Genomic DNA, 13,868 nt, shown 5'->3' on the forward strand with positions numbered 1-13,868 from the left:
AAGCCGGGCAAAAAGACGAAGCCGAACGAGAAAGGGCGCTGACCGCGAGGTCAGCGCCCTTTCCGCATTCAGGCGAAGGGGTGGTGGAAGCTTAGAACTTCCACTTCACGCCCAGATAGTACTGACGACCATAGTGCACGTACTCTTCCGAGATCATGCGGGTCGAGTCGTCGACCTTGCTGTCCTTTTCATCGGTCAGGTTGATCATTTCCAACGTGACCGTGAAGTTCTTGAAGTTGTAGCTGATCTGGCTGTCGATGTTCAGCGTCTTTTCCTTGATGCGAACATCGTTGTTGTTGGTCGCCGACGGCGCCACCTGGATCAGGTACGGGTCACGATACGAGGCCGAAATACGGGCCTTGAAGTCGTTCTTTTCGTAATAGAGCGTCGCGTTGTAGGCGTCGGGCGACAGGTTCACCAGCGGCTGGGTCAGGAGCACGGCCGGGGTGACCAGGACGCGCGGCGTGCCGGCATAGACCGGGTTGGCGATCACGTACTGGATGTCGCTCTTGACGTGGGTGTAGTTCACGATGCCGCCGAAGCCGTCGAACGGCGCCGGCAGGAAGGTGAACGGACGCTGCAGCGAGACCTCGAAGCCCTTCAGCTTGCCGCCGGGGGTGTTGATCTGGGTCGTGACCGTGAACAGCGTGTCGGCGGTGTTGCCGTTCGACAGCAGGCTATCGGGCAGCTGAGTATCAGCCCACGGCACGGCGACCGACGAGGTCTGGATGTAGGACTTGATGTCCTTCTGGAAGAAGCCGACCGAGAACAGGGTTTCCTTGTCCGGATACCACTCGAAGCTCAGGTCCAGATTGTTGGCGAGCATCGGGTTGAGGTCGGGGTTGCCGCGCGTCAGGGTCTGAGCTTGCTGGCTGATCGCCGTGAAGCCAGGCGACAGGTTCGGCAGCTGCGGACGCGTCATCACCTTGGCCGCCGCGAAGCGGACGAAGAAGCTGTCGAACGGCTGGGCCGAGATGTTCAGCGACGGCAGGGTGTTGGTGTACTGACGCTTGACGGTTTGCGAAGCGCCGATCGGCACGCGCTGGCTGAACGTGCCACCCAGCGTCGTGACGGTCTGCGTCGTGTTGCCGATGCTGTAGTTGCCGGTCGCTTCCTGCTCGGTTTTCACATAGCGGACGCCGAAGTTACCGCGCACCGGGATGTTGAAGACGTCGTAGTCGAAGTCACCCTGGATGTAGAAGGCGGTGTCCTTCTCGGTGATCTCGCGCATGGCGCCCAACTGGTTCAGGACGCTGAGGCGGAAGTCGCCGTTGGCGTTCACGCAGTTGCAGTCATAGCCGAGCTTCTGACGCAGCTTGTCCAGATCCGGGGCCAGCCACGAGGTCGGCACGCCGGCCGGGATGTCGAGACCACGGCCAAAGCCGGTGATCACGCGGGACACGTCGGCGACGGTCACGCCGGCGGGCAGGCCGAACGCGGCTTCGTTCGTGAAGGTGGTGGCGGAGTTGCCAGCCAGCACGCGCGAGTTCAGGCGCTGCTCCCACGAGCTGAAGCCGTATTCCTTGTACTTGGCGCCGTAGCGCAGCTTGAACCCGTCGAGGATCTGATAGTCCACGTCGGCGAAGAAGGTCTTGTAGGTGTTGACCGCCTTGCTCGGACGCAGGCGCAGCAGCGACGCGTCGCCGAGCGTGTTCGTCGGGCTATAGACGTAGTTGGCCGGGTTCGTCGGATCGAAGCCGTAGTTGAAGTTCGGCAGCTTGTCGTTGGCCGAGTAGTCGTAGCTGTAGTTGTCGCTGTCGTAACGCTCGAACGAGAACGTCGTCTGTTCCGGATTGTCCTGGATCGAACGCGACTGGCCGTAGCCGACCTTCAGGTTGCCGCCTTCACCGAACTTGGTGTCGTAGGTCAGGGCGAACTGGTTGAACTCGGTCTTCAGGGTGTCGTGGCGATACTCGGTGCGGACGTCGACGTCGTCGAACGTGCCCTTGATCAGCGAGCCCTTGCTGTCGGCCGTGAAGTTCACGACGTCGGTCTGAGGCAGACCCGCGCCGCTACGGCTGAACGAGATGATTTCCAGATAGGTCTCGTCACGATTGTTCTGGAACTTGGCCAGCATCATGTCGAGGGTCAGGGTCGAACGGTCGGTCGGACGCCATTGCAGCGAGCCGGTCACGCCCAGACGCTCTTGATCATAGTCCAGACGGCCGTAGCGCGGGATCCGCGGGTGCCAGAGATTGTTGGCGGTGCCCGAGGCGGCGGTGACGGTCGGGTTGGTGCCGCCCGTGACCGTGCCGATCTGGGCGCAGCTCAGGGCCGGGCCGCTGACGGGGTTGTAGGCCGCGCCCGTGCAGGGGAACGCCGTCGAAGAGTTGAAGCGGACCGAGGGGTTTTCCCAGCGGCCGGTCGAGGAGCCTTCTTCGCGCTGAGCGCGGGTGGCGTAGGCGACCGACAGCAGAGCGCCGATTTCACCAATGCCGGTGTCCCAGCGGTTGCTGACCAGGAAGGTGTAGCGCGGGTCGCTCTTCCGCGAGAGGTCGTTCCAGCCCACCTTGGCGCTGGCGCTCATCGTGAACTTGCTGAAGTCGAACGGGCGACCGGCCTGCAGGTCGACGATCGCGCCCAGCGAGCCTTCTTCGTTCATGGCCGAGGTCGACTTGCGCACCGTGACGCTGTTGAACAGCTCCGAGGCGAAGATCGAGAAGTCGAACTGACGGCCGCGGTTGGCGCCGCCCGAACCGTCCTTGCCGCCGGTGGTGGCCAGGGCTTCCAGGCCGTTCAGGCGCACGACGGTGAAGTCAGGACCCAGGCCGCGAACGGTGATGGTGCGGCCTTCGCCGCCGTCGCGGTCGATCGACACGCCCGGCACGCGCTGCAGCGACTCGGCGAGGTTCAGATCGGGGAAGTCGGCGATGTCTTGCGCCTTGATGACGTCGACGAGGTCGTTCTCACGACGCTTGACGTCCAGGGCGTTGGCCAGCGAGGCGCGGAAACCCGTAACGACGACGGCTTCGACTTGATCATCGGCCGCAGGGGCTGGAGCGGTCTGCGCGCTCGCCGCACCGGCAAACGCCATCGCCAGCGCCAGGGCGCCGCCCGAGACGCCGTAGTTCAGGCCGCGCACGCGCCCCGTGGTATTCTTGGACATAGAACCTCCTCCCGTTCGACCATTGGACAGCGGCGTAGCCGCCGCCTTGGCCTTCGTATCGGCTCCACGTCCTTCCCGCGAAACCGCCCCCGGCCTTGAAGTCTTCGTATTTTTGCCACCGGTGTCACAAACCCATCTAGGTTTTTGACACCGGTATCAGACTGCTAACAAAGGCGGAGCCGCCCCACAAGGCCACAATGCGGTCATAACCCAAGAGACTTCTTGGCCCGTTGCGTTTCCGACACAATCGGCCGGCCCCGGCGAGGGTGGCTCAGCTCTCGTCCGGACGGAAGTGGCTGACCTTGTAGAGCCCCTGGAGCATGGAGTCGCGCTGGGCGGTCGGCAAGCTCGCCCCCACGCTGCGCAGAAGCTTCAAGGCGTTCAGGTGGACGTCGACCGCATCCCATCGCCAGGCGCCAGCCTCCGCGCAGTTGTCGGCCAATCCGCAGAGCGACATGGCGGCGCGATCCAGACCGGTTCCGGCGACAAAGGCGCTGACGTCGATGATCCGCGACGCCAGGACGTACAGGCCCTCGAACGACTCGGACTCCCGGTTTTGGGCGCCTTTGCCGAAACGCGCCTCGATCTCGGCCAGGGTCTCGTCCAGGGCGGCCAGGGACGCCTCCCGAAGAGACTCCACGCCCGCCTCGGCCGCCGCGATGGCGTCCTGAGCGAGCAAGCCCCCCCGTTCCTTGATCATCTTGGCCAGGCGGTTCGGTGGTTTGAATTTGCGGACGGTCATATCTGCACCTTCGCTGGGCGCATCATATTGCTGATTTCATCGTCGGACAGGTTGGGCGTCTGCGCCTCGCCCACCTCCGCCGGAAGGTCGTCCTTGCGTCTGCCATCCGTCCCCGGAGGCGGTCCCATGTGTTTGAAGCGTCGGTCTGGGCCGACGAAGGTCGGACACTCGATAAACGCGCGATCCTCGCGCGCCACCCAGAAGACCCGCTCCAGCAGCACCTTGGGCGTAATGGGCTTGGCCACCACGTAGTTGGCGCCCGCGTCCCGAATCTTGACGATCTGGGAGGTTCGCGTGTGTCCGGTCACGAGAATGACGGGAATGAAGCGATTGGTTTCCCCGCCCTCGCGCCTCAGCCATTCAATGAACTCGATACCATCGGTCACGGGCATCTGCACGTCGCTGATGATCAGATCGAAGGTCTTTGTCTTGATCAGACTCTGGGCGTCGGCGACGGTCTCGGCGCGATGCAGTTGCTTGACGCCGAAGCCGGAAACCACCTGGGACAGGATGTCCAGCGAGGGTCCGTTGTCGTCCAGCACGAGCACTGTCGCCCGCTCGAGATTGATCCGGGTCGAGGGGAGAAGGGCGTCTGTCATCGGCGCCCTAGAAGAAGTCCAGCTCGCCGGCCTCGGCTTTCCAGTCGGCTTCCTCGCTCGCGCGTAGCCGTACAACGAGGTCGGAAAGGCCAAGCCCCTCCAGCAGCGGATCGATCGACATGCTCCACTCGCCGGACGCATGCTGGCCAATGCGCTGAAGCACGGCCGAGAGGCCATGCAGGCGCTGGCTCAGCTCGTCGAGCGCCTGGAGCCTTGTCAGGTTCGGCAAGGCCGCGCCGCCCTGCGCCAGGTCGCCCACAATGTGCTCGCAGTCCTGGCAGATGGCGGCGGCCGAGGCCAACTCCGCCGCCAGGCGTCGCGACAGCTCGCCCACCGGAAGGAGCTCTTCCGGTGTGGTGGTCGCGTTGGCCTGGAGCGGAATGGCCGCCATGCCCTAGAACAGATCCACGTCGCCGCTCGCCACCGCCGGCATCGGCGGGGGAGTCGGGCGCCGGACGTCCTGCGGCGCGTTGTCGACGGCGACCAGACGCTGACGAACGCGTCCCGAGGCGGGCCAGAACTCCACACGACGCGCCGAGACACCGCCGGTGCTGGACGACACGATCGGAATGCCTTCGTCGCGCAGGAAACGCTCGGCGAAGGCGGCGTTGCTGGCGCCCACGTCGGACAGGCCGTCGAACAGCTTGGCGCCGCCGAAGATCTTGGCCTCAAGACGCTCGCGACGCGCGCCGCGCTTCAGCAGGTCGTTGATCAGGACTTCCATCGCATAGGCGCCGTAGCGGACGGCGTCGCCGTCCCGACGTCCGTCGCCAGAGTCCGGCAACAGGAAGTGGTTCATGCCGCCGACGCCGTTTTGCGGGTCGCGGATACACGCGGCGATACAGGAGCCCAGCACCGTGGTCATCACCACGTTGGGATCCATCGACACATGGCTTTCGCCCTGTGTGACGTGGACCTTGATCGCGCGTTCCGGGTCGTCGTGATGGAATGCCGTCATGTCAGCTGCCCGAACACTTGCTCGATTTTTTCCTTCAGGCCTTGGACCGTGAAGGGCTTCACGCAGTAGTTGTTCACGCCGAACTGCACGGCGCGCTGAACCAGTTCGCGGTCGGCGCGCCCGGTCAGCATCACGAAGGCGGTCTGTCGGATCGGCGGATGCGAGCGGACGGCGCGCAGCAGCGCCAAACCGTCCATCTTCGGCATGTTGAAGTCCGAGATGACGAGGTTCGCCGGCTTGGCCAGGAGGTTCTTGAGCGCCTCCTCACCATCGGGAGCCTCACGGATGTCCTTGAAGCCGATCTGCTGCAAAGCATTTCGGATCAAGGCCCGCATGGTGAGCTGGTCGTCGACCACCAGAACGGAGATGGAGCTTGCTTGGGGCATGGTCTATCGCCTCGCTGAGGCCAAATCGAGGATGGACTGGCCCATGGAGGACAGGCTGACCTGCTTCTCCACTGCGCCAATTTCGAAAGCGGATCGGGGCATGCCGTAGACGACGCAACTCGCCTCGTCCTGGCCCAGGGTCTTGGCGCCGGCTTTGCGCATGGTCAGAAGGCCTTGGGCGCCGTCGCGGCCCATGCCGGTCAGGATCACGCCGACCGCCTTGTCGCCGACGGCGTTGGCCACTGAATTGAACAGCACGTCCACCGAAGGACGGTGCCCGCTCACCGGATCGCCCGCGACGAGGCGGCAACGCAGGCCGGCCGAACGTACGACCTCCAGGTGCGTCGCGCCGCCCGGGGCGACATAGACCTTGCCAGGCTCCAGCAGGGCTCCGTCGGAGGCCTCCTGAACCTTGGCGCCGCTGGAGCGGTCGAGGCGGGCGGCGAAGCTGGCGGTGAACGTGGCCGGCATGTGCTGGGTGATCACGGTCGGCGGACAGGTGTCGGGGAAAAGCTGCAGGATCGACAGCAGGGCCTCCACCCCGCCCGTCGACGAGCCGATCGCCACGATGTCGCCCGAAGGCATGAAGTCCTTGCGGCGCGTGGGCGCGCTGGTCGGCGCGGCGCCGGCGTTGGTGCGAACCGAGGCGCGCGCCGCGATCTTCACCTTCGCGACGATCTCGGCCAGGGCCTCCTGGGTGCCGGTGGCGTCTGCGGGCTTGCCCACGCAGTCGACCGCGCCCAGTTCCAGGGCGCGCAGCGTCATCTCGGCGCCGGCCTGGGTCAGGGTCGAGACCATGACCACCGGCATCGGCCGCAGGCGCATGATCTTCTCGAGGAAATCGATGCCGTTCATGTTCGGCATCTCGATGTCGAGGGTGACGACGTCGGGGTTCAGGGCCTTGATCATGCCCCGCGCCTCGAACGGATCGCCAGCGCCGCCGACCACCTCGATATCCGGGTCACGATTGAGAGCCGCCGAGATCAGGCTCCGCATCGTGGCGGAGTCGTCGACGACGAGAACGCGAATCTTGGCCATTAGCGTCCCACCTTCCGGTAGGCGGTCAGACCGCAGCTTTCGAACGCGGTCACGGACGCACCGACGCGTTCGGAGTGGCCCACATAAAGTCGACCATCAGGCGCGACGAGCGGCGCAAACCGGTTCCAGACACGTTCCTGAGTAGGTTCATCAAAGTAGATCACGACATTCCGGCAGAAAATGGCGTCGAACGGGCCTTTCATTGGCCAGGACGGACCGTTGAGATTTAGTTCGCGGAACGCGACGAGGCTGCGGGCCTCTTCGCAGACGCGCCAGTTGCGCCGATCACTGGGATCGCGCTCGAAGTACTGGCCACGCGCGGCGGCTGGGATGCCCTCCAGCAGGCTTTCGTCGTAGACGGCCGCCCGACCGGTGGCGAGAACGTTGGTGTCGATGTCCGTTCCCAGGATCCGGATGTCGAGGTCCGCCGCGTTTGGCCAGACCGACAGCACGGTGAACGCCATCGAGTACGGTTCCTGGCCCGATGAACTGGCGGCCGACCACAGGCGCAGGCGGCCCCCGGCGCGGACCCGGTCGGCGACCGGCTCCAGCACGTTGGCGCGCAGGTCGTCGAAATGGTGCGGTTCGCGGAAGAAGCGCGTGACATTGGTGGTCAGCGCCCGAAGCATCTCCTGGCTCTCGTCATGCCCCTTGTCGCTGGCGACGAAGGCGCAGTACTCGCCGAACGAGCGCAAGCCCAGGGCGCGCAGGCGCTTGGCGAGACGCGAGTAGACCAGCGTCGCCTTACTGTCCGGCAGGCTGATGCCGGCCAGGTCGTAGAGCAACGCGGCGATGCGTTTGAAATCCTGGTTCGTGAACGCGAACTCGCCATCGACGATGGCTTCGCGGCGATCAGAAGAGTGTGCGGCGACGTTGGACATCAGGCGGCAAGAGCCTCCCGTTCAGGCAGGATTCGGTCCAGAGAGATCTCGCTGATCATGCGTCCCTCGACCGAGATAATCCCGCGGACAAAGCTGCGGACGGCGTCACAGGCGACGTCGGGCGTCGGCTGGATCATGTCGTCGTTGATCGACAGGATGTCGGACACCGCGTCGACCAGGAGGCCGACGGTGCGATCTCCCGCCTTCACGACGATAAAGACACTGCGGACGGTCGGCTCGATCACCGGCATGCCAAGGCGGCAGGCCAGATCCATGATCGGCAAGACCGCGCCGCGCAGATTGATGACGCCGCGCATGTAGCCAGGCGACTGCGGCAGCGTGGTCGCGGGGCTCCAGCCCCGGATCTCGCGCACAGCCATGATGTCGACGCAGTACTCCTGCTCGCCCACGCGGAAGGAGATCAGTTCGCGTCGATCAGCGCTGGTGGCGGTGGCCTGATCTGTCATGACCTACTCCGCAGCGATGAGGCTAGGCTCAGGGGGACGCGGCGCGCCACCCTCGCGACGGCGCAGGTTGATGGTGGCGTCGACGTCCAGGATGAGGGCCACGCGGCCGTCGCCCAGGATCGTCGCGGCGGCCACGCCCTCGACCTGCTGGTAGTTCTGTTCAAGCGACTTGATGACGACCTGGCGCTGGCCATGGATGGCGTCGGCCACCAGAGCGGCGCGCGAGCCGTCCTCGCCCTCGACCAGCAGCACAACGCCGTCGGTCGGATGCGGGCTTTCCTCGCGGTAGCCCAGCGTCAGGCCAACGTCGATCAGCGGCACGAAGCTGTCGCGGACGGCCAGCACCGACCCCACCGGGCCCAGCGGACGGACTTCCTCCGGCTTCGGGCGCAGGCTTTCCACGATCGCGGCCAGCGGCACGACCAGGGTCTCGCCGGCGACGTCGACCACCATGCCGTCCAGGACGGCCAGGGTCAGCGGCAGGCTGAGGGTGAAGGTCGAGCCTTGGCCCGGACGCGACGAGATCGAGATCCGGCCGCCCAGGGCCTGAACCGAGCGCTTGACCACGTCCATGCCCACGCCGCGGCCCGACACGTCCGAGATCTTTTCGGCGGTCGAGAAGCCCGGCAGGAAGATCAGGTTGTCGATTTCTTCGTCGGTCAGCTGCAGGTCGGGCGCGATCAGGCCCTTCTTGACGGCGATCCCGAACACGCGCTCGCGGTTGATGCCCTTGCCGTCGTCCGAGACCTCGATGACGATCCGGCCGCTGCGGTGCAGGGCCGCCAGGCGCACGACGCCTTCAGGGTTCTTGCCGGCCGCCTTGCGCTCCTCGGGGTTTTCCAACCCGTGGTCGATGGCGTTGCGCAGCATGTGCGTGATCGGGTCGGACAGACGCTCGATGACCGTCTTGTCGACCTCGGTGTTCTCGCCGTCCATCACCAGGCGGGCCTGCTTGCCCGTCATGTTGGCGACTTCGCGGACCAGACGCGGCATGCGCTGGAACACCGACTTCACCGGCTGGGCGCGGATGGCCATGACGCTGTCCTGGATCTCACGCGTGAGCTGTTCCAGCTCGTCGAGACCCATGGCCAGGTTGGAGGAAGGCGCGATGCCGTACTCGCCGACGCGCTGCGCCAGCATCGCCTGGTTGATGACCAGCTCGCCGACGAGATCGATCAGGCGATCGATACGCTCGGGATCGACGCGGATGACCGATTGGCCGGGCCCCGGGACTTCCACAGGGGTGGCCTTGGGCGTCGCGGCGGCGGCGGGCGCTGACGCGGCGGCGGCGGGCTTGGCGGCTTCGACGACGGGCGGCGCGTCCAGGACCGGCGCTGCGGCGACAACCGGCGGCGGAGCCGCTTCAACGGGCTCGGGCGCGATCGGCTCGACGGCGGCTTCGGGCTCGGAGAGCTCGGTCAGGGCGGCGATGGCCGATTCAACCGTACCTTCGCCGTGCGTGATCTCCAGGTCGCAGTCGCCATCGACGAACTCAAAGACCTCCCGAATGGCGGTCTCGTCCTGCTCGGTCTCGAGGCGAACGCTCCAAGTGACGAAGGCGGCTTCAGGATCAAGGTCCTGCAGAGTCGGAAGGGCGCTGTCGTCGAGCGTCGCCTTGATCGGCCCAAGGCGGCTGAGTTCGCGCAGCAGGAGCGCGGTCTCGTTCGCCTTGCGATAGAGGTCCGACTTGGGACGGATCGACACCGTCCAGACGTTGGACGGAACAAGCTCGGCGTCGGCCGCCTGAGCCTCGACGGTGATGGTCTGGGGCACGAAGACGAAACCCAGATCGTCCTCTTCCATCGCATCATCATCCGCCCCGATAACGGCGGGCGGCGCTTCTTCGACCGCGACGGGCGCAGGGGCCGCCGGCGCCGCGTTCGGGTCGGTCCATTGCTCCAGCTCGGCGGCCATCGCGGCCGAAGCGGCCATGTCGACATCGCCAAGACCGCGCGCGGCGCTGACGTGATCGGCGAGGATGTCCGAGGCGCGAAGGAGGACGGCGGCCAGCTCGACCGTATTCGGCACCGAGCCGGCGCGCACGGCGTCCAGCAAGGTTTCAAAGACGTGAGCAAAGCGCACCAGCGGCTCGAGACCGAAGGCCCCGGCGCCGCCCTTGATGGAATGGACGGCGCGGAACACGGCGTTGACCGTCTCGAGGTCGCCGGCCCCTTCTTCCATGGCTAGGAGACCGCCTTCGAGGTCGGCGAGCAGTTCCTCGCACTCCTGGAAGAAGGTGACCTTGATGGCCTCTAGCTCGTCCATTCCCGTAAGTCCTAATTCGCGTCTAGTAACGGGTATTCAAAAGCAGGGTGCTGAAACCGCGATCGGGATCAGGCGGCGACGCGGCGGATCGCGTCGACGAGCTTTTCCGGATTGAACGGCTTGACGATCCAGCCCGTCGCGCCGGCTTCGCGAGCCCGCTGCTTCTTGGCCGGGTCGCTTTCGGTCGTCAGCACCAGGATCGGGATCGCGCGGTAGTCGTCGTCGACGCGCACCGCCTCGATGAAGCCGAAGCCGTCAAGCTTGGGCATGTTGATGTCGGTGATGATCACATCGGGGCGATGCGCGGACAGGACTTCGAGACCATGCTCGCCGTCCACCGCCTCGACCACATTGAAGCCGGCGCCGGCGAGAGCCATGCGCAGCATGTCCCGCATCGTCCGGGAATCATCGACCGTGAGAACCGTACGCGTCACGATTCAGCTCCTTGGAATTCCGCCGAAAGGAGCGCCCCTGCGGCGCCAAATAGACGGGTGGTTTCGACAAAGGCCTCGGAAGGCCCCTTGATGGAGAAGGGATGGCCGTCCTGGTCCCAAGCCTTGCGGGCGGCCAGCAACACTTGCAGGCACAACCCGCCGAGGCGGCGAACCTGATCGGCTTCGATGATGATCTCGGCGCCGCGACGCTCGAGGAAGGCCGCCTTCAGAGGGGCCGCAGCCTTCAAATCCAGGTTTTCAGGCAGCGAGATCGCGGCGACCATCAGAATTCCTCCCAACCATCGGCGGCGGGGGCCTGGGCGACGGCCGCCGAACCACTGCTTCGGCCCGGACGGGCGAAGGTGTTCAGACGCGCCTGTTGCTCGGCCACCGGATTGCGCGCCGGGGCGTGTTGACCCGCGTCAGCAACCGCCGGACGGGTGTAGGACGATGAACCGCCCCCCACTTGGAAGCGGGCCATCAGACGGACCAGCTCGCCAGTCTCACCCTTCAGCGAGTGCGTCGCGGCGGTCGATTGCTCGACCATGGCGGCGTTCTGCTGGGTGACCTGATCCATCTGGTTCACGGCGGTGTTCACTTCGTTCAGGCCGGTCGCCTGTTCCGCGGCGGACGCTGCGATCTCGGTGACCAGGGCGTCGATCTCGCCGACCTTCGTGACGATCCGCTGCAGCGCCTCGCCCGTTTGGCCGACCAGGCTCACGCCTTGGCTGACCTGTTGGGTCGAGCTGGAGATCAGGGTCTTGATCTCCTTGGCGGCTTCGGCGGAGCGTTGAGCCAGCGCGCGGACTTCCTGCGCGACCACCGCGAAGCCGCGGCCGGCTTCACCCGCACGGGCGGCCTCAACACCGGCGTTCAGGGCCAGGAGGTTGGTCTGGAAGGCGATTTCGTCGATGACCCCGATGATCTGGCTGATCTGGCCCGAGCTCTTCTCGATCTCGCCCATGGCCGAGACTGCCTGGTGCACGACCTGGCCGCTATGCGTCGCTTCGCCACGGGTGGTGGAGACAACGTCCGAGGCCTGACGGGCGCCGGCGGCGGTGCGGCGCACCGTGGCGGTCAGCTCGTCTAGCGCAGCGGCGGTTTGCTCCAGGCTCGCGGCCTGTTGCTCGGTGCGACGCGACAGATCGTCGGAGGCGTGGGCGATCTCGTCGGCGCCGGTGCGCAGGCCGTCGGTCGAGGCGGCGATGACCTTCATCGTCTCCTGCAGAGAGCCCATGGCGGCGTTGAAGTCGTCCTTCAGCTTGCGATAGTCGCCGGGGAAGTCAGCGGTCACGCGGAAGGTCAGGTCGCCCGAAGCCAGCTTCTCCAGGCCCTCGGCCAGGTTCGACACCACCAAGGAGGCTTCCTGGGCGGCGGCGGCGGCTTCCTTGGCGCGACGTTCGTCCGCCGTGAGGGCGGCGGTCTTTTCCTGATCGGCGCGCAGCTGCTCAAGATGCAGCTGGTTGTCGCGGAAGACCTTGAGAGCCGTGACGATGGCGCCAAGCTCGTCGCCGCGCGTCAGTTTCTCGAGATCGATGCCGTTGTCGCCCTTCGACAGCTTATCGGTCGCGGCCGCGATGTCGTTGATCGACTTGCGGGTCGTCATGACCGTCAGGAAAGCCAGGGCGCCGACGGTGGCCAAGGTGAGCAGCGACATGATGATCGTCACGCTCATGGCTGCGGTCGCTTCGGCCTGATGCTTGGAGGTTTCCGCCTCGACCCGCTTGTTGGCGGCGGCGACGACCTGGTCCAGCTGGCCGGTCATCTTGGCGTACTGCTCTTCGAACGGCGCGATGAAACCGGCCGCCATGTTGAAGTCGACGCCGATCATGCCGCTGACGGTGTCGATGGCGCTGCGGCACTCTTCAAGCGACTTGATGAGTTCGGCGATCTTCGGCTGCTCGGCGGCCGGCAGCTTGCTCTTCAGCGCCAGCAGATCCTTTTTGACCGCATCCGTCTCGGCGAGGACGGCGGCCATGCGCGCGTCATTCTTGTCGACGTCGATGTTGCCGGCCTTGTGGGTCATCACGACGAAAAGCTCGCCGTTGATGTTCGAGATGCGCTTGGAGATCCGCTCGATCTCCAGGTTCTGACGCATGTCGTTTTCCACGACCTGCTGCAGAGCAGCGGATTGGCTCTTCTGGACGACAATGGCCCCGCCGGCCATCACGGCCAGCATCAATAGCGCGAATGCCGGCGCGAAGCCGATTTTGATGATCAATGGTAGATCGACGAGACGAATTCGTTTCATCGCGAGGTCCCCTCCAACCAGCGCCCCGTGCCCACGGATCGCCAACATGAAAGGTGATAATCCCGATAGAGTCCTAACAGACTCTGACTTGGTTAAAGGAAGCGGGCGTTTTTCGTCCCATTTTGGATCAGGCGGTCGTTTGGTCGCAGCTCCCGACCTGCGGATTCTGCAGGCCCCGCCCAGGCGCGACGAGAGTCTCCAAAGCAGCGCCGCATGGTTACCTGAAAGTAAACTGCGAATATTACCCAGCGACTCAGACTATTTTAACGCGAGCCTGCGAATTTGCTGCTGCGTCCGGTTGGCGCGTCGTCCAAGGGACGTGAATTCATTACTAGGAGCAGCGGGATGAAATATCCGATCGCTATTGCCGCGGGAATCGCTGGCAGCTTGTTTGTCGCTCAGGTCGCTTCGGCCGCTGGCGGCTTCGAAGACCAAATGAGCCGTTGTCTGCAGCAGCACGCGAATACTCGCGACGCCGCGCAAGTCATGCTCGAGTGCAATGCTGACGGCGGCAAGCTGTCGGACTGCAAGGTCGTCGACAACAGCGCAGCCGGCAAGGGCTTCGACAAGGCCGCGATGTGCATCGCTGAAAAGCTCCCGATGGGCGCCAAGACCGGCACTGTGAAGGTTCCGTTCCGCTTCCCGGGCGGCGCGTAAGCGTCCACCCGCTCGGTATACGGAACGCCCCCGTCGACTTGTTCGGCGGGGGCGTTCTGCTGTCTGGCGCAGGTCTGGAAACCC

Annotated in this window: 14 protein-coding genes; 1 reads left to right on the plus strand and 13 read right to left on the minus strand. The window is 65.2% G+C overall.

All coding sequences use genetic code 11. The features are described from left to right. Positions 1-91: 91 nt before the first annotated feature. The 13 genes from CA606_RS17470 to CA606_RS17530 all read right to left on the minus strand — a co-directional run bounded on the left by CA606_RS17470 (position 92) and on the right by CA606_RS17530 (position 13,175). Positions 92-3,106 (minus strand): TonB-dependent receptor, encoded by a 3,015-nt coding sequence (locus CA606_RS17470; RefSeq protein ID WP_096053374.1) that lies wholly within the window; start codon positions 3,104-3,106, stop codon positions 92-94. A 271-nt stretch (positions 3,107-3,377) separates the two neighbouring features. After that, positions 3,378-3,848 (minus strand): chemotaxis protein CheE, encoded by a 471-nt coding sequence (locus CA606_RS17475; RefSeq protein ID WP_096053373.1) that lies wholly within the window; start codon positions 3,846-3,848, stop codon positions 3,378-3,380. Beyond that, entirely contained in the window at positions 3,845-4,447 is a 603-nt protein-coding gene (locus CA606_RS17480; RefSeq protein WP_096053372.1) for a response regulator, read from the minus strand. Before CA606_RS17480 ends, CA606_RS17475 begins: the two co-directional genes overlap by 4 nt. Positions 4,448-4,454: 7 nt before the next feature. Further along, positions 4,455-4,838: a chemotaxis protein CheU gene (locus tag CA606_RS17485; protein ID WP_096053371.1), complete on the minus strand. Its 384-nt coding sequence runs from the start codon at positions 4,836-4,838 to the stop codon at positions 4,455-4,457. Between the two features lie 3 nt (positions 4,839-4,841). Then, complete coding sequence (locus CA606_RS17490) at positions 4,842-5,405, minus strand: chemotaxis protein CheD (protein WP_096053370.1); 564 nt, start codon at positions 5,403-5,405, stop codon at positions 4,842-4,844. After that, positions 5,402-5,791 carry a response regulator gene (locus CA606_RS17495; RefSeq protein WP_019847929.1) on the minus strand — a complete coding sequence of 130 codons (390 nt, stop codon included), beginning with the start codon at positions 5,789-5,791 and terminating at the stop codon, positions 5,402-5,404. Before CA606_RS17495 ends, CA606_RS17490 begins: the two co-directional genes overlap by 4 nt. A 3-nt stretch (positions 5,792-5,794) precedes the next feature. Continuing rightward, positions 5,795-6,829 (minus strand): protein-glutamate methylesterase/protein-glutamine glutaminase, encoded by a 1,035-nt coding sequence (locus CA606_RS17500; RefSeq protein ID WP_096053369.1) that lies wholly within the window; start codon positions 6,827-6,829, stop codon positions 5,795-5,797. Beyond that, positions 6,829-7,710, minus strand: a complete 882-nt coding sequence (locus CA606_RS17505; protein WP_096053368.1) for a CheR family methyltransferase — start codon at positions 7,708-7,710, stop codon at positions 6,829-6,831. The genes CA606_RS17500 and CA606_RS17505 overlap by 1 nt, the downstream gene beginning before the upstream one ends. Then, complete coding sequence (locus CA606_RS17510) at positions 7,710-8,177, minus strand: chemotaxis protein CheW (protein WP_096053367.1); 468 nt, start codon at positions 8,175-8,177, stop codon at positions 7,710-7,712. The genes CA606_RS17505 and CA606_RS17510 overlap by 1 nt, the downstream gene beginning before the upstream one ends. 3 nt (positions 8,178-8,180) lie before the next feature. Beyond that, entirely contained in the window at positions 8,181-10,442 is a 2,262-nt protein-coding gene (locus tag CA606_RS17515; protein ID WP_096053366.1) for a chemotaxis protein CheA, read from the minus strand. A gap of 68 nt (positions 10,443-10,510) precedes the next feature. Then, positions 10,511-10,876, minus strand: a complete 366-nt coding sequence (locus CA606_RS17520; protein ID WP_010918320.1) for a response regulator — start codon at positions 10,874-10,876, stop codon at positions 10,511-10,513. Then, positions 10,873-11,160, minus strand: coding sequence for an STAS domain-containing protein (locus CA606_RS17525; RefSeq protein WP_096053365.1), 288 nt, complete (start codon positions 11,158-11,160; stop codon positions 10,873-10,875). The genes CA606_RS17520 and CA606_RS17525 overlap by 4 nt, the downstream gene beginning before the upstream one ends. Beyond that, on the minus strand, positions 11,160-13,175 hold the full coding sequence (locus CA606_RS17530) for a methyl-accepting chemotaxis protein (protein ID WP_181242674.1): 2,016 nt from the start codon (positions 13,173-13,175) through the stop codon (positions 11,160-11,162). Before CA606_RS17530 ends, CA606_RS17525 begins: the two co-directional genes overlap by 1 nt. Positions 13,176-13,472: 297 nt before the next feature. Between CA606_RS17530 and CA606_RS17535 the strand changes: the two genes are divergently transcribed. Beyond that, the gene (locus CA606_RS17535) at positions 13,473-13,784 is read left to right on the plus strand and encodes a hypothetical protein (RefSeq protein ID WP_096053363.1); all 312 of its coding nucleotides are present in this window, start codon (positions 13,473-13,475) and stop codon (positions 13,782-13,784) included. Positions 13,785-13,868 lie beyond the last annotated feature (84 nt).

Origin of the sequence: Caulobacter vibrioides (assembly GCF_002310375.3) — a bacterium.
GTDB lineage: Bacteria > Pseudomonadota > Alphaproteobacteria > Caulobacterales > Caulobacteraceae > Caulobacter > Caulobacter vibrioides_D.